The following is a 14,755-nucleotide window of genomic DNA, read 5'->3' as shown; positions in this document are numbered from 1 at the left end:
CACGAGGAGGCGCCATGCCCGTCCACGCCGTGCGGCCGGAGGAGATCCTCGCCGTTCCCGCCGTCTCCGCGGGGCTGGCGCGGGTGGAGAGGCGCATCCGGCGGCTGAGCGCCTCCTCCCGGCTGCCGCTCGTCAACCGGGCGGCCGGTCACATCACCGGCGCGGGCGGCAAGCGGCTGCGCGCCGCGCTGACGCTGGCGACCGCGCTCGCCCTGGGCGGGCGGATCGACGGCCGGACGGTCACCGCGGCGGCCTGCGTCGAGCTGATCCACGCCGGGTCACTGGTCCACGACGACCTCATGGACGGCGCCGCGCAGCGCCGGGGAGTACGAACCCTCAACGCCGAGCTGGGCGACGCCAGGGCGTTGGTCGTCGGCGACTTCATGCTCGCCCGGGCCGGGCTCGCCGCGCTGACCTCGACCTCCAAGCACGTGGCCGGGACGCTCGCCGCCGTGGTCGTCGAGCTCGCCGAGGGGCAGTTCCAGGAGACGGCCGAGCTGTTCGACCCCGCCCGCACCCCCGAGGCGGCCCTGCGGTCCATCACCGGCAAGACCGCCTCCCTGTTCCGGGCGAGCTGCGTGGTGGCCCACCCGGCCGGGCGGACCATGGCGGCGTACGGCGAGCGGTTCGGCGTCATCTTCCAGATCCTGGACGACCTGCTCGACCTGGCCTCCACCGCCGACCGGCTGGGCAAGCCGGTCGGCAACGACCTGCGGCAGGGCGTCTACACCCTGCCGTTGCTGCTGGCGCTCCGCCACGACCGCGGGGAGCTGCGATCCCTCCTCGGCAGGCGGTTGACGGAGGAGGAGATCGCGTTCCTGCTCACCCGCCTGCGCGAGGGACGCATGGTCGGCGACACGCTGGAGTACTGCCGGGGCCTGGCCGCCGACGCCCTGGCCGCGCTGCCCGCGCTGCCCGCCGTCGCCGACCCGGAGGTCGCCGCCGCCCTGTACGCGCTGCCCGGTGCCTACATCGACCGGGCGGAGTCCCTGCTGGCGCGGTGAGGGCGGGACCCGCCCGCCGATCCGGGGGCCGGCGGGCGGGAACGGCGGAGCCGGGGTTCAGGAGACCGTGACCGGGAGCTCCTTGATGCCGTTGATGAAGTTGGAGCGGAGCCGCCGGGCCGGGCCCGCCTGGGCGAGGTTCGGCAGCCGCTCGGCCAGCACCTCGAAGAGCACCCGCAGCTCCAGCTTGGCCAGGTGGTTGCCGAGGCAGAAGTGGGCGCCGCCGCCGCCGAAGCCGATGTGGGGGTTGGGGGTGCGGCCGATGTCGAACACCCCGGGGTCGGCGAAGACGTCCTCGTCGCGGTTGGCGGAGGTGTAGAACACCACGACCTTGTCGCCCTCCCTGACCTCCTGCTCGCCGATCACCGTGTCGGCGGTCGCCGTACGGCGGAAGAGGTTGACCGGGGAGACCCAGCGGACGATCTCGTCGGCGGCGGTGCCGGCCAGCGCGCGGTCGGCGACCAGGCGCCGCCACTGCTCGGGATGCTCGAAGAGCCCGAGCATGCCGCCGGAGGCCGCGTTGCGGGTCGTCTCGTTGCCCGCCACCACCAGCAGCAGCACGAACAGGTCGAACTCGTTCTCGTCGAGGACCTCGCCGTTGTCGTCGGGACGCAGGAGCCTGGTGATGATGTCGTCGCGGGGCTCCTCGCGGCGCTCGGCGGCGAGCCGGTTGGCGTAGGCGTAGACCTCCGCGGCGGCGTCGCGCCCCTCGGTGGGGTCGGCCGCGTAGTCGGGGTCCTCAGCGCCGATCATCTGGTTGGACCAGGTGAAGAGCTTGTCGCGGTCCTCGACGGGGGCGCCGAGCAGCTCGCAGATCACGTACAGCGGCAGCGGGGCGGCGATGTCCCGGACGAAGTCGACGGAGGAGCGGCCCCTGGCCTCGTCCACGAGGTCGTGGCAGATGTCGCGGATGTGCTGCTCCAGGGCGCCGATGACGCGCGGGGTGAAGCCCCGGTTGACCAGCGAGCGGCGCCGGGTGTGCTCCGGCGGGTCCTGGTTGAGCATCATCATCCGCTGGAACTCGCGCTGCTCCTCCGGCATCTCCTCGAAGAGCGCGAGCTTCCTGCTGGAGGAGAACAGGTCGGGGCGGCGGGAGACCTGCACGACGTCGGCGTGCCTGGTGACCGCCCAGAAGTCCGGCCAGCCGAGGTCACCGCCGTGGTGCCGGTGGACCGGATCGTTGGCCCGCAGCCAGGCGAACTGGTCGTGGGGCGCGCCTTCGCGCGCGTAGAGATCCTGGTCGACGAGGTTGATGTCCATGGCCCTCCCCGGGGGAACCGCCCGCGCGTCCTCGCGGGCGTCGTGCTGCCGGCGTACGCCGCGCCGCGGGTGACGGGCGTGCCCGCCCGGTCCGCCGCCTAACCGATCAAGCGCTTGGTGGGGCAACTGCTGTAACGCGTTCTATTATGTACCTCCGGACGCGTCAAGGTACGGCTTCCGCGTCTCTTCCCGGTGTTCCGTGGTACGCCTCGATCGGGCCGACCCAGCGCTCCACCCGGCCGTCACGCTTGATCATGAAACCGCGCTTGAGCGGCCGGAGCACCACCGTGGTCTCGATCGCCCGCATGCCGGGCAGGCCGCCGATGCCCCGCAGGAACTCGTACAGCTCGGGCCGCCCCGGCACGACCACGTGCGCCACGAGCTGGTGGTCACCGGCCACCGCCACCAGGTACCGCACCTCCGGAAGCGCGGCCAGCGCGTGCCCGGCGGCCTCCACCTCGCACTCGGCCACCCGCAGCCAGAGCACCGCCTCGACCGGCAGCCCGAGGTAGGCGGGCTCGATCTCGGCGCGGATGCGCAGGATCCCCCGGCGCAGCAGGGAGTCCAGGCGGCGGCGGGCCGTGGACTCGCTGATCCCGGCGGCGGACGCGACCTCCGCGTGGGTGGCGCGGCCGTCGGTGACGACCGCCGCGATGATCCGCGCGTCCTCGGCCGGCGGCGCCTCGCGAGGGCGCTGGAGGCGGCCCGGCAGCGGGGCCCACTGCTCGCGCAACCCCTCCACCTCCTGCGGGGTCAGCACGTCGAGATGCCACTCCTGGGGGGTCTTGAAGTAGCGCAGCGCCGGATAGGCGACGCTCTCCACGACCCCGTCGATCGACGGGATGCCCCGGAACAGCAGGTCGATCATGGCGTCGTCGGCCACGGACAGCTCGGCCGTGCAGTCGATCGAGCCGGAGACCAGCGCGGCGAACCGGGTCTCGGGCAGCTCGGCGAGCGCCTCGCCCGCGTCGATCACCGTCCCCGGACGGCAGCGCAGCCGCAGCACTGCCGACCCCAGCCGCCGGTCGTCGACCAGCCCGACCACCGAGAGCACGCCCGACTCGATCAGCCGGGCCGCCCTCCTGGCGACGTTGCGCGTGGGCTCGCCCAGCACGCGCCCGATGCGGTCCCAGGTGGCCCGCCCGTTCACCTGCAGGGCGGCGACCACCCGCAGGTCGGCTTCACCGAGTGGCTGCATGGCGTCATCCTCATGACGGGAACCGGTCGCCGCAAGCGTACGGCTTCGTGATCATCCCCGGCGGGGGAACACGGGGAGAACGTCCGCGATAGGGGGACCGGGTGCGACTTCCGCGGTAGGCGCCTCCACCCACGGTTGAATGCGGCCGGTGACACGGCGTGGCTACCATGCGCTGATGCACCTCAGAGCCGCGGCTCTCATCCGGCGGCTGTTCTCCCTCAACCCGCTCCTCCTCGACGGCGCGACCGGCCTGCTGATGACCGTCGGGAGCTGGTTCTGGGCCGTCTACGAGCCGGGGCGGGCCTACCGGCCGGTCGACGGCGTGCTGCCCCTCGCGCTGACCGCGGCGGCGAACCTGCCGATGGCGCTGCGCAGGCGCGCACCGTTCACGGTCCTGGTGGGCACCTGCGCGGCCGCGGTGGTCTACCACGCGCTGGGGTACAACTACGGGCTGAACAGCATGGCTCCGCTGCTGGCGCTCTACACCGTCGCCGCCAGGCGGTCCGCGGCCCTGTGCGCTGCGGGCACGGCGCTGACCGTGGCGGAGTGGACCCACGCCGGGGCGCTGCACCCCGGTGTCGCGGTGTGGTCGGCGCTCGGGCAGTCCCTGATGGTGTCGGCCTGCGTCGTGTTCATGGGCCTGTCCATGCGGCTGCTGGCCGAACGCACGAGGGAGCTGGCCGACGTGGCCGCGCAGCTGCGCCGCGAGCAGGGCGCCGCCGCGCGTCGCGCCGTCACCCAGGAGCGGGTGCGCATCGCCCGCGAGCTGCACGACGTCGTGGCGCACCACATGTCGGTGATCTCCGTGCAGGCCGGGCTGGGCCGCTACGTTGTGTTCTCCGATCCGGCCACCGCCCACGAGACGCTGGGGGTCGTCGCCGACACCAGCCGTGAGGCGCTGGCGGAGATGCGGCGGCTGCTGTCGATCCTGCGCGCCGAGGCCGCCGAGGCCGACGAGGACGGCGGCGGGCACGACGAGGACGAGGAGCTCTACACCACCACGCCCGGACTCGGCCGTCTGCGGCCGCTGGCCGACCGGATGCGGGCGGCCGGGATGCCGGTGGAGGTGCGGATCGAGGGGGAGGCCCGGCCGCTGCCGCCCGGGGTGGACCTGTGCGCCTACCGGGTCGTCCAGGAGTGCTTCACCAACGTGCTCAAGCACGCGGGCGCGGCGCGGACCGAGGTCACCCTGACCTACGGCCGTGCCGAGCTGACCATCCGCGTCACCGACGACGGGGGGCCCACGGGGGAGCCGCCGGACTCCGGCGGACACGGGTTGATGGGCATGACCGAACGTGTCAGGCTCTACCAAGGAACGATCATCGCGGGTCCCAGGCCGTCCGGGGGATTCGAAGTGGTGGTCACCTTCCCGCTGCCCTCCTCCCCGGAGGAGGGCGGGCTCGCCGCGGAGGGAGACCGGCTCCCGGGCGCCGATCGGTGAGGCAGGCGAATGCTCAAGGTGCTCGTGGTCGACGACCAGATCCTGATCCGCGCCGGGCTGGCGGCGCTGATCCGCGCGGCCCCCGGCCTGGAGGTGGTGGGTGAGGCGGCCACCGGCGAGGAGGCCGTACGGCTGGCCGCGGACACCCGCCCCGACGTGGTCCTGATGGACATCAGGCTGCCCGGGATCAGCGGGATCACCGCCACCGAGCGGATCCTGGCCGCCGGGGGCGAGCAGGCGCCCAAGGTGCTGATCCTGACCACCTTCGACCTCGACGAGTACGTCTACAACGCGCTGCGCCTCGGCGCCTGCGGGTTCCTGCTCAAGGACACCCCTCCCGAGCGCCTGCTCGCCGCGATCCACACCGTCGCCACCGGCGCCGTCCTGCTGGCCCCGGCGACCACCAGGCGGCTGGTCGAGGCGTTCGCCACGCCGCCCGCCACGCCCCCGCAGCTGCCCGCGCTCACCGCGCGCGAGACCGAGGTCCTCCAGATGGTCGGGCGCGCGCTGTCCAACCGGCAGATCGCCGACCACCTGTCGGTCAGCGAGGCCACGGTCAAGACGCACCTCAACCGCCTGATGGCGAAGCTCGGCCTCTCCAGCCGCGCGCAGGCGGTCGTCCTCGCCTACGACTGCGGCCTGGTCAAGCCGCGCTCCACCGCGGCGTACGGCTGAGCCGCCGCCCTCCACCGCGGCGTACGGCCGGGTCACCGTGCTCCACCGGGCGTACGGCCGGGCCGCCGTGCCCGCCGTACCGCGGTGGTTGCAGGACGGCGCGCCGGGCTACCGCGGAAGTCACGCCGGATTCAACTCCGCGCGGGACGACCGGCATGATCTCCGCGTGTTTTTCTGGCGGCATTCGCCCTTCTTGCCCCGGTTTCATCGATATGTGAGGTGCCGTGTACGGGCGGTCACGGTGACGGTCACATGTTGAGGAGAGCAGATGACGACCATGAACGACCCCCGGCGGGCTTCCGCGGACGACCCCGCCGGTCCGGGCCGGACGCGCGGGAGGATCCGCCGGCGGGCGGTGGCGGCGACCGCCGCACTGCTGACGGCCGCCGGTTCGGTGACCGTGGTGCCGCAGCCCGCGGCGGCCGCGGCGCCGAACTTCACGGGAGACCCGACGCAGTACTGGAACACCACGCTGATCGAGATCTTCAAGCAGCTCAGGGGGCCGGACGCGGCGCCGGGCAAGCTGGCCAGGGCCGCCGCCATGATGAACGCGTCGATCTTCGACGCGGAGACCATGTACCAGGACAGGTGGGGCGTCCGGCGCTACCAGCCCTACCTGGGGGCGGGAAGCTACCCCGCGATCCTCGAAGGTCCGAACGAGGAGGAGCGGGTGATCGGCCGCACCGCGTACAACGTGCTCCGCGATCTCTTCGGCCCGAACACCAACCCGAACAGCCCCGACCAGACCAGCTATCTCGACCAGCGTTTCCGGAGCCGGTTCGGATCCGAGCCCACGGGGTTCGACATCCTGGACACGACGGTCGTCCAGCCGGTCGTCTCCCGGATGCGGGCGTTCCGGGCCGACGACGGCTCCGACGACACCTCGGTCTACACCCTGCAGAACGTCCCCGGCGCCTGGCGGCCCACCGGAGGCGCCTGCAACGAGGCGGCCAAGGCGGTGGGGCCCGAGTGGGGGGCGGTCAAGCCGTTCGCGATCGCCTCCGGCGACGCCTACCGGCCCCCGACACCGCAGTCGCGCTCCACCTACCAGGAACTGCTGGCCACCCAGGAGTACAAGAACCAGGTCGCGGCGGTGCGCCGGCTGGGCGGCGCCGCCTCCACCGCGGCGACGCCCAACCAGCGCACCGCCGAGCAGACCGCGATCGCCCTGTTCTGGGCCAACGACGTGGACGGCACCTACAAGCCCGTGGGGCAGCTGCTCGACCACACCCGCCTGATCGCCCAGCAGCGCGGGGTCACCGGCAAGTACGAGAACGCCCGCCTGTTCACCCTGGTGTCGCTGTCGCTGGCCGACGCCTCCATCGCGTCGTGGGACGCCAAGTACCGGACGCCGATCGACCTGTGGCGGCCGGAGTCGGCGATCCGCGATGGAGGGCTGGACCCGGACTGGCGACCGCTGTCGGCCGACCTCAACGGGGTCCACTTCTCACCGTGCTTCCCCTCCTGGTTCTCGGGCCACGCCACCTTCGCCGCGGCCTGGGCCGAGACGATGCGGAGCTACTTCGGGGGCGACTTCACCTTCACCGTCACCACCGGCGACCCGAGCGCCCCGGTGCGGTCCAAGACCTTCACCAGCTTCGGCCAGGCGGCCCAGGAGAACGCCGACAGCCGCGTCTACCTGGGCGTGCACTACCCCTGGGACGCGGTGGACGGCATGGCGGTCGGCAAGAAGGTCGCCGCCGACGTCTACGCCCACAAACTGACGTCCATCCCGGCGGTCAAGGGCGCCGCCCGCCGGGACTGAACCGGCGCTCCCGGGATCCGGACCGGCACGCGGGACGGGGCGCGGGGACGGGGGCGCGGGAGGCCGCGGTCACGGACGACGTGATCGCGACCTCCCGCCGGCCCCGCGTCCGGTCGTCCGCGGACGCGTCGGCCGCGCGCCGCCCCCGTCTGCCGTCCGCGGGCGGGTCACAGCCGTTCGAGGACGGTCGCGGTGGCCAGCGCGCCGCCCGCGCACATCGTCACCAGCGCGGTCGAGGAATCCGACCGCTCCAGCTCGTGCAGGGCGGTGGTGACCAGCCGGGCGCCGGTCGCGCCGACCGGGTGACCGAGCGCGATGGCCCCACCGCAGACGTTGACCCGGTCCATGTCCGGCCGGTGAACCGACGCCCAGGACAGCACGACCGAGGCGAACGCCTCGTTCACCTCGAACAGGTCGATGTCCGCCACCCGCATGCCCGCCGCGGACAGCACCCTGGCGGTCGCCTCCACCGGCCCGTCCAGGTGGTAGTACGGCTCGGCGCCGACGAGCGCCTGGGCGCGGATCCGGGCGCGGGGACGCAGGCCGTACCGGGCGGCGGCCTCCTCGCTCGTCAGCAGCACCGCCGCCGCGCCGTCGGAGATCTGCGACGAGGTCCCGGCGGTGTGCAGGCCGTCCTCTCCCATCACCGGCCGCAGCCGCGCCAGCCCCTCGGCCGTGGTCTCGCGGAGCCCCTGGTCGATGGTCACGACGCGGCTCTCCCCGGTCGGCCGTCCGTCCTCGCCCAGGACCGGGGCCGTCACCGGGACGACCTCCCGGCCGAAGCGGTCCCCGGCCCACGCCTGGGCGGCCAGGCGCTGGGACCGTACGCCGAAGGCGTCGAGCCGCTCGCGGGTCAGCCCGCGGCGCCGCGCGATCCGCTCGGCGGCGGTGAACTGGTCGGGCAGGTCGATGGCCCAGTCGTCGGGCCGGGGGTCGGCCGGGAGCACGTTGCTGCCCAGCGGGGCCCGGCTCATCACCTCGACGCCGCAGGCCACCCCGACCTCGATGACGCCCGCCTCGATGAGGGCGGCGACCAGGTGCACGGCCTGCTGGGAGGAGCCGCACTGCGCGTCGACCGTGGTCACCCCCGTCCCGTACGGCAGGCCGGCGTAGAGCCAGGCGTACCGGCCCACATGCCCGCCCTGCTCACCCGCCTGGGTGACGCACCCGGCGAAGACCTGGTCCACGGCCGCCGGGTCGATCCCGGACCTGCCGACCAGGCCGTTCAGCGCCGCGGCGAGCAGCGCCTGCGGCTTCAGGCCCGCGAGTACACCGCCGCGCCTGCCGATCGGGGTCCTGACAGCCTCGACGATCACCGCGCCCATCCGACCTCCCAGCCCGACCGCATCCGCCTGTGACTGTAACCCGTTCTAGTTTCCGGCGGAAGGCGAAGGAGGGAGGTCTCCGGAGGGGGGGCGGAGGGCGGGACGGGTGGTCTCCGGAAGAAGGTCTTCGGAAGGGGATGGAGGGCGGGGGTGGAAGGTGCCCGGAGGAAGGTCGAGGGCGGGGCGGGAAGCGGGATGGGCGGTCAGAAGCCGGCGAGCAGCCGGTCTGCCGCGATCTCGACGCGGCGCTGCACCTGCTCGTGCGTGCGACGACCGCGGAGCATCTCCAGCAGCTCCTGCACCCAGACGCTGCCCAGCGAACCGGCCAGGATGGCCTGCTCCTCGGTGGCGGTCTCCGGCGTCAGCCGTTCCCCCGGCCGGTCTCCGGCGGCACGCAGCAGCAGGCCGGTCATCCGGTCGCCGAACGGGGTGTCGACCTCGGCCATGATCAGCGAGCGGATGAGCGCGTCGGCCAGCTCGGGCTCGCGCATCAGACCGCGGGTGGCGCGCATCAGCACGTCCACGGCGCGGCCGGCGGCGGTGGCGGCGCTCGGCGGACGCCGCTCGATGCTGCCTTCGAGCAGGTCGAGCTCCTCGCTGACGACCGCGACGACCAGGTCCATCTTCGACGGGAAGTAGCGGTAGAGGGTGCCGAGGGCGACCCCGGCGCGCTCGGCGACCGTGCGCATCTGCATGGCCTCGACACCGCCACGGGAGGCGAGCGCGGCGGCGGCCTGGACGATGCGCTTGCGGCGCTGGAGCTGGCTCCTGGAGCGGGCGCCGCCGGACGCCGCCGGCTCGCCCTGTGAACCCTGTGAGCCCTGCGAACTCTGTGCGCCCGAGGCGCCCTTGGCCACGCCTGAGGACCTCTTGGCCGCACCCGAGGACCCCTTGGCCGCGCCCGGCCGGGAGGACCCGGGGGCCGAAGCGTGCGGGGCGCGGGTGGCCGCGGATGCTCCGATGGTCGTACGCGGGACACGCATGAGAACACGTTATCTGATCTCCGGTCGTCCCGGTGAGTTACCCGCCGGTTGCGAGGGGCATCGGCCCTTCCACGGAAGACGCCCGCCCGCCGTACGGCGCCGCCTGTCCGCGCCGGTGCCCCCTGGACGGGGATTGAAATCTGTTCTAGTTTCCGGATCGGTTGGCTTGAGCGTTTTAGCCCCCTGGAGCGCCCGTGGACTTCACCCTTGACGAGACGCAGAGCGAGCTGCGCGCCCTCGCCGCAGACCTCCTCGGCCGCGAGGCGGCCACCGAACGGATCGAGGCCCACGAGGCGGGCGGCGCGCCGTACGACGTGGGGCTGTGGCGCTCCCTCGCCCAGGCCGGGCTGCTGGGCGCCTGCCTTCCCGAGGAGGCGGGCGGCGCGGGGCTCGGACCGGTGGAGATGGCCGTCCTGCTGCGGGAGGCCGGGGCGCACGTGGCCCCGGCGCCGCTCCTGACGAGCCTGGTCGCCGCACTGACCGTCGCCCGGCACGGCTCCCCGGAGCAGCGCGCGGCGCTGACCCCGCTGGCCGAGGGGCGGGTGGTGCTGACCGCCGCACTGCGCGGCCCCGGCCGCGACCTCGGCGCCGCCCCCACCGTGACGGCCCGCCTCGCGGGCGAGCCCGATCCCGCAGGGGACCCCGGCGCCGCCCCCGCCGTGACCGCCCGCCCCGGCGGCGACGGGTGGGTGCTGACCGGGCGGGCCGGCGCCGTCCCCTACGCCGCCCAGGCGTCGGCGGTCCTCGTCCCCGCGACCGTCGGCGACGGCGTCGGCCTGTTCCTGACAGCCCCCGAGACGGCGGACCTGCGGCCGGTGCGCGTCTCCACCGGCGAGCCCACCGCCACGCTCACCCTCCGCGACTCCCCGGGCGAGCCGGTGGGCGCGCCGGACGGCCGGGCAGCGGAGGGCCTGCGCCTGCTGGCGCTCGCCGGGATCGTCGCCGTCGCCTCCGGCGTGCTGGCCGGGGCGCTCGCGCTGACCACCGAGCACGTCAGGAACCGCAGGCAGTTCGGCCGGGCGCTGGCCGAGTTCCAGGCGGTCACCGTGCAGATCGCCGACGTCTACATCGCCGCCCGCACCCTGGACGTCGCCATGTGGTCCGGGGTGTGGCGGCTGGCCGAGGGCATGGACGCCGAGGCCGACACCGACCTGTCCGTCGCGGCCCTCACCGTCACGGACGCGGCGCTCGCCGCGCTGCACACCTGCCAGCACCTGCACGGCGGGATCGGCCTGGACGTGGCCTACCCGCTGCACCGCCACTTCGCCTGGGGCAAGCACCACGCCCACCTGCTGGGCGGCGTGGAAGCCCGGCTCGACGCGATCGGAGCCCTCCTTCGATGATGATCGACCTGACCCCCGAGCAGCGGCGGCTCCGCCACGAGCTGCACGAGTACTTCACCGTCTGCCTGTCCGCCGAGGAACGCCGGGAGATCGCCGCCGACCCGTTCGGCCCGGCCTACATGCGGCACTGCCGCAGGCTCGGCCGCGACGGCAAGCTCGGCCTGGGCTGGCCGGAGAAGTACGGCGGCGGCGGGTACGGCCCGATGGAGCAGCAGATCTTCGCCAACGAGATCGCCCGCGCCGAGGTGCCCTACCCGATCATCACCGTGCAGACCGTCGGCCCGACCATCATGCGGTACGGCACGGCCGCGCAGAAGGAGTTCTTCCTGCCGCGCATCCTGGCCGGGGAGTGCCACTTCGCCATCGGCTACAGCGAGCCCGAGGCGGGCACCGACCTCGCGGCCCTGCGCACCACCGCGGTCCGCGACGGCGACCACTACGTCGTCAACGGGCAGAAGATCTTCACCTCGGGAGCCCACCGCGCCGACCACATCTGGCTGGCCGCCCGCACCGACCCGGCCGCGGCGAAGCACCGGGGCATCACGATGCTGATCGTCGACTGCGCCGACCCGGGCTTCTCGTGGACCCCGATCACGACCATGGACGGCCGCCACCACACCAACTCCACCTACTACACCGATGTGCGGGTGCCGGTGGACATGGTGGTGGGGGAGGAGAACCGGGGCTGGGACCTGATCGTCGAGCAGCTCAACCACGAGCGGGTCACGCTCGGCCCGGCGGGCAACATCGCGCACGTCCACGACCGCTTCCTGAGGTGGGCGCGCGCCACCGGCCTGATCGCCGAGCCCGCCGTACGGCGCGCGCTGGCCAGGGTGTACGCCTGCCTGCGGACCAACGAGCTGCTGAACTGGCAGGTCGCGGCGGGTATGGACCTGGGCTGGCTGGGAGCCCCCGACGCCTCGGCCACCAAGATCTACGGCTCGGAGCGCATGCAGGAGGTCGGCCGGATCGTCGGGGACGTCCTGGCACGGTTCGGCGACCCGGACGACGAGGAGACGGCCGACTTCACCGAGCGCCTCGACCGCGGCGTCAAGGGTGCGATCGTGCTGACCTTCGGCGGCGGCGTCAACGAGATCCAGCGCGAGCTCATCGCCATGCTGGGCCTGAACCTGCCGAGGCCGCCCCGATGACCGCCGCGAACCCTCCCGCCGGAGTCCCGGACCCGGACTTCCACGAACGGCTCACCGCGCTGGCCGAGAAGCGGATGGCGGCGGGCGAGGTGTACGGGGAGGCCGCGGCCGACCCGGTCAACCTCCCGATGATCCGGCACTGGGCCGCCGCCATGGGCGACGCCAACCCCCTCCACACCGACGCGGAGGCCGCCGCCGCGGGCGTCCACGGGGAGATCGTGGCTCCTCCGGCGATGATCCAGGTCTGGACCATGCCGGGCCTCGCCGGACCGGCCGGGCGGCCCGAGAGCGCGGGAAGCCCGATCGACGACGTGCTCTCGGCCCTCGACGCCGCCGGCTACACCGGGGTGGTCGCGACGAACTGCGAGCAGACCTACGACCGCTACCTGAGGCTCGGCGAGCGGCCGGTCCCGGCCACCCGGCTCACCGGGCTGTCCGGGCCGAAGCGGACGGCCCTCGGCGAGGGCTACTTCGTCACCTGGAACGTCACCTGGTACTCGGAGGGCGAGCGGGTGGCCGAGATGCTGTTCCGGGTGCTGAAATTTCATCCCGGGGAGCGCAAAACCACTCCCGATACCCGGCAGCCGTACCCGTTGGGACCGGCGATCAACGACGACACCGCCTTCTTCTGGGAGGGTGTGGCCCGAGGCGAGTTGCGGATCCAGAGATGCGCCGACTGCGGCGAGCTCCGGCATCCCCCCGGTCCGGTCTGCCCCTCGTGCCGCTCGGTCGGCCGGACGTACGTCGTGGCGAGCGGCGAGGGCGAGGTCTACAGCTACGTGGTGCACCACAACCCGCCGATCCCGGGATGGGAGACGCCGTTCGCGGTGGCGGTGGTCCAGCTGCCCGAGGGCGTGCGGATCGTGGGCGCCGTCGTGGACTGCGCTCCCGCGGAAGTGGGTATCGGTATGCCGTTGCGTGTGACGTATCGCCAGAAGGACGACAACCTCATACTGCCCCTCTGGGTCCCCCGGGAGACGTGATGCGGACGCTTACCGAAGACGAGGTCCAGGTCGGAGTGGCGCTCCCCGAGCTCGCGATCGACCTGACCCCCACTACGGTCGTCTCGACGGCACTGGCCACGATGGACTTCACCCCCGTCCACCACGACCCGGCGAGCGCCAGGGCACAGGGATCGAAGGACGTCTTCCTCAACATCCTGACCACGATGGGCCTCGTCGAGCGTTACGTCACCGACTGGGCGGGCCCCGAGGCGCTGATCCGCGGCATCAACGTCAAGCTGGGCGTCCCGGCCTACGCCGGCGACCGGCTGACCTTCACCGGCACCGTCGTCGGGCGGGAGAACGGCGAGTTCACCGTCGAGGTGCGGGGCAGGGTCAGCCTGGGTGACCACGCCTCGGGCACCGTCCGCGTCGCCCTCCCCGACCGCTGACCCACCAGAAAGGCCCCCCATCGTGGTCTCCTTTTCGGGGAGTACGGCCGTCGCCGGCATCGGCGCGACCGAGTTCTCCAAGCAGTCGGGCAGATCGGAGCTCCGGCTCGCCGCCGAGGCGGTGTTCGCGGCGCTGGACGACGCCGGCCTCGACCCGTCGGACGTGGACGGCCTGGTGACCTACACCCAGGACGCCAACGACGAGATCGCCGTGGCCCGCGAGGTGGGCATCGGCGACCTGACCTTCTTCTCCCGGGTCCACTACGGCGGCGGCGCGGCGTGCGGCACGGTGATGCACGCGGCGATGGCCGTCGCGACCGGCGTCGCCGAGACCGTCGTCTGCTACCGGGCGTTCAACGAGCGCTCCGGCCGCAGGTACGGTCGGCCCGACCCCGGGCTCGGCGGCGCGCCGTCGTCCCTGGGCCTGGAGATGAGCTGGCACGTGCCGCACGGGCTGATGACCCCGGCGGCGTGGGTCGCCATGTTCGCCCGCCGGTACATGCACGTCCACGGCGCGACGTCCGAGGACTTCGGCAGGGTGGCGGTCGCCATGCGGCGGCACGCGGCCACCAACCCCGCCGCGTGGTTCCACGACCGGCCGATCACCCTCGCCGAGCACCAGGCGTCGCGGTGGATCGTCGAGCCGCTGCACCTGCTCGACTGCTGCCAGGAGAGCGACGGCGCGGTGGCGCTGGTGGTCACCTCGGCCGAGCGCGCCCGCGACCTGCGGCGGACCCCGGCCCTGATCACCGCCGCGGCCCAGGGGTCGGGGGCCGGCCAGATGATGATGACCAGCTACTACCGCGACGACATGACCGGCCTGCCGGAGATGGGGGTGGTCGGCCGCCGGCTGTGGGAGCAGGCGGGGTTCGGCCCCGAGGACGTGCAGACGGCCGTCCTGTACGACCACTTCACGCCGTTCGTACTCGTCCAGCTGGAGGAGCTGGGGTTCTGCGGGCGGGGCGAGGCGCGCCACCTAGTGGCGGACGGCGGCATCGAGATCGACGGCCGGCTGCCGGTCAACCCGCACGGCGGGCAGCTCGGCGAGGCGTACATCCACGGCATGAACGGCATCGCCGAGGCCGTCCGGCAGGTCCGGGGCACCGCGGCCAACCAGGTGGCTGACGTCCGCAACGTCCTGGTCACCGCCGGCACCGGCGTGCCGACCAGCGGGCTGGTCCTGTCGGCGGGCTGAGCCGCCGGACCGCTCACGGCGT

General features: G+C 73.4%; 13 protein-coding genes. 9 read left to right on the top strand and 4 right to left on the bottom strand.

The window, feature by feature from the left end:
* Positions 1 to 14 precede the first annotated feature (14 nt).
* The gene (locus tag ACQP10_RS32090) at positions 15 to 1,004 is read left to right on the top strand and encodes a polyprenyl synthetase family protein (protein ID WP_433540263.1); all 990 of its coding nucleotides are present in this window, start codon (positions 15 to 17) and stop codon (positions 1,002 to 1,004) included.
* Between the two features lie 57 nt (positions 1,005 to 1,061).
* Here ACQP10_RS32090 and ACQP10_RS32085 read toward each other — a convergent pair whose 3' ends face one another.
* Complete coding sequence (locus ACQP10_RS32085) at positions 1,062 to 2,264, bottom strand: cytochrome P450 (RefSeq protein ID WP_346019126.1); 1,203 nt, start codon at positions 2,262 to 2,264, stop codon at positions 1,062 to 1,064.
* Between the two features lie 163 nt (positions 2,265 to 2,427).
* Positions 2,428 to 3,462, bottom strand: a complete 1,035-nt coding sequence (locus ACQP10_RS32080) for an Lrp/AsnC family transcriptional regulator (RefSeq protein WP_179825098.1) — start codon at positions 3,460 to 3,462, stop codon at positions 2,428 to 2,430.
* 175 nt (positions 3,463 to 3,637) lie between these two features.
* Between ACQP10_RS32080 and ACQP10_RS32075 the strand changes: the two genes are divergently transcribed.
* The 3 genes from ACQP10_RS32075 to ACQP10_RS32065 all read left to right on the top strand — a co-directional run bounded on the left by ACQP10_RS32075 (position 3,638) and on the right by ACQP10_RS32065 (position 7,343).
* Complete coding sequence (locus ACQP10_RS32075) at positions 3,638 to 4,903, top strand: sensor histidine kinase (RefSeq protein WP_346019127.1); 1,266 nt, start codon at positions 3,638 to 3,640, stop codon at positions 4,901 to 4,903.
* A 9-nt stretch (positions 4,904 to 4,912) separates the two neighbouring features.
* Complete coding sequence (locus ACQP10_RS32070) at positions 4,913 to 5,578, top strand: response regulator transcription factor (protein WP_346019128.1); 666 nt, start codon at positions 4,913 to 4,915, stop codon at positions 5,576 to 5,578.
* A 268-nt stretch (positions 5,579 to 5,846) separates the two neighbouring features.
* On the top strand, positions 5,847 to 7,343 hold the full coding sequence (locus ACQP10_RS32065) for a vanadium-dependent haloperoxidase (protein ID WP_433540262.1): 1,497 nt from the start codon (positions 5,847 to 5,849) through the stop codon (positions 7,341 to 7,343).
* A gap of 167 nt (positions 7,344 to 7,510) precedes the next feature.
* Here ACQP10_RS32065 and ACQP10_RS32060 read toward each other — a convergent pair whose 3' ends face one another.
* Both ACQP10_RS32060 and ACQP10_RS32055 read right to left on the bottom strand, forming a co-directional pair.
* Positions 7,511 to 8,668 carry a steroid 3-ketoacyl-CoA thiolase gene (locus ACQP10_RS32060; protein ID WP_433540261.1) on the bottom strand — a complete coding sequence of 386 codons (1,158 nt, stop codon included), beginning with the start codon at positions 8,666 to 8,668 and terminating at the stop codon, positions 7,511 to 7,513.
* A 203-nt stretch (positions 8,669 to 8,871) separates the two neighbouring features.
* Complete coding sequence (locus ACQP10_RS32055) at positions 8,872 to 9,411, bottom strand: TetR family transcriptional regulator (protein WP_179826366.1); 540 nt, start codon at positions 9,409 to 9,411, stop codon at positions 8,872 to 8,874.
* A 434-nt stretch (positions 9,412 to 9,845) separates the two neighbouring features.
* On the opposite strand from ACQP10_RS32055, the gene ACQP10_RS32050 reads away from it, so the two are divergent.
* Genes ACQP10_RS32050 through ACQP10_RS32030 form a run of 5 tightly spaced genes read left to right on the top strand, consistent with a single transcriptional unit; the run spans position 9,846 to position 14,733 of the window.
* Positions 9,846 to 10,994: an acyl-CoA dehydrogenase family protein gene (locus ACQP10_RS32050; protein ID WP_346019131.1), complete on the top strand. Its 1,149-nt coding sequence runs from the start codon at positions 9,846 to 9,848 to the stop codon at positions 10,992 to 10,994.
* Entirely contained in the window at positions 10,991 to 12,145 is a 1,155-nt protein-coding gene (locus tag ACQP10_RS32045) for an acyl-CoA dehydrogenase family protein (protein ID WP_346019132.1), read from the top strand. Before ACQP10_RS32050 ends, ACQP10_RS32045 begins: the two co-directional genes overlap by 4 nt.
* Positions 12,142 to 13,128, top strand: a complete 987-nt coding sequence (locus ACQP10_RS32040) for an OB-fold domain-containing protein (protein ID WP_399500270.1) — start codon at positions 12,142 to 12,144, stop codon at positions 13,126 to 13,128. The genes ACQP10_RS32045 and ACQP10_RS32040 overlap by 4 nt, the downstream gene beginning before the upstream one ends.
* Positions 13,128 to 13,538 carry a MaoC/PaaZ C-terminal domain-containing protein gene (locus tag ACQP10_RS32035; RefSeq protein WP_346019134.1) on the top strand — a complete coding sequence of 137 codons (411 nt, stop codon included), beginning with the start codon at positions 13,128 to 13,130 and terminating at the stop codon, positions 13,536 to 13,538. The genes ACQP10_RS32040 and ACQP10_RS32035 overlap by 1 nt, the downstream gene beginning before the upstream one ends.
* A 22-nt stretch (positions 13,539 to 13,560) precedes the next feature.
* Positions 13,561 to 14,733 (top strand): lipid-transfer protein, encoded by a 1,173-nt coding sequence (locus tag ACQP10_RS32030; RefSeq protein WP_386151390.1) that lies wholly within the window; start codon positions 13,561 to 13,563, stop codon positions 14,731 to 14,733.
* The last annotated feature ends 22 nt before the right edge of the window (positions 14,734 to 14,755 follow it).

The sequence above is a fragment of the Streptosporangium sandarakinum genome, from assembly GCF_050942225.1.
Taxonomy (GTDB): Bacteria; Actinomycetota; Actinomycetes; order Streptosporangiales; family Streptosporangiaceae; genus Streptosporangium; species Streptosporangium nondiastaticum.
This window is presented reverse-complemented; position numbering and strand designations above follow the sequence as displayed.

Excerpts from the sequence above, each read along its gene's own strand:
- ACQP10_RS32075 (WP_346019127.1), top strand. The coding sequence starts at position 3,638 with ATGCACCTCAGAGCCGCGGCTCTCATCCGGCGGCTGTTCTCCCTCAAC.
- ACQP10_RS32090 (WP_433540263.1), top strand. The coding sequence starts at position 15 with ATGCCCGTCCACGCCGTGCGGCCGGAGGAGATCCTCGCCGTTCCCGCC.
- ACQP10_RS32080 (WP_179825098.1), bottom strand. The coding sequence starts at position 3,462 with ATGCAGCCACTCGGTGAAGCCGACCTGCGGGTGGTCGCCGCCCTGCAG.
- ACQP10_RS32060 (WP_433540261.1), bottom strand. The coding sequence starts at position 8,668 with ATGGGCGCGGTGATCGTCGAGGCTGTCAGGACCCCGATCGGCAGGCGC.
- ACQP10_RS32085 (WP_346019126.1), bottom strand. The coding sequence starts at position 2,264 with ATGGACATCAACCTCGTCGACCAGGATCTCTACGCGCGCGAAGGCGCG.
- ACQP10_RS32040 (WP_399500270.1), top strand. The coding sequence starts at position 12,142 with ATGACCGCCGCGAACCCTCCCGCCGGAGTCCCGGACCCGGACTTCCAC.
- ACQP10_RS32065 (WP_433540262.1), top strand. The coding sequence starts at position 5,847 with ATGACGACCATGAACGACCCCCGGCGGGCTTCCGCGGACGACCCCGCC.
- ACQP10_RS32070 (WP_346019128.1), top strand. The coding sequence starts at position 4,913 with ATGCTCAAGGTGCTCGTGGTCGACGACCAGATCCTGATCCGCGCCGGG.
- ACQP10_RS32045 (WP_346019132.1), top strand. The coding sequence starts at position 10,991 with ATGATGATCGACCTGACCCCCGAGCAGCGGCGGCTCCGCCACGAGCTG.
- ACQP10_RS32035 (WP_346019134.1), top strand. The coding sequence starts at position 13,128 with ATGCGGACGCTTACCGAAGACGAGGTCCAGGTCGGAGTGGCGCTCCCC.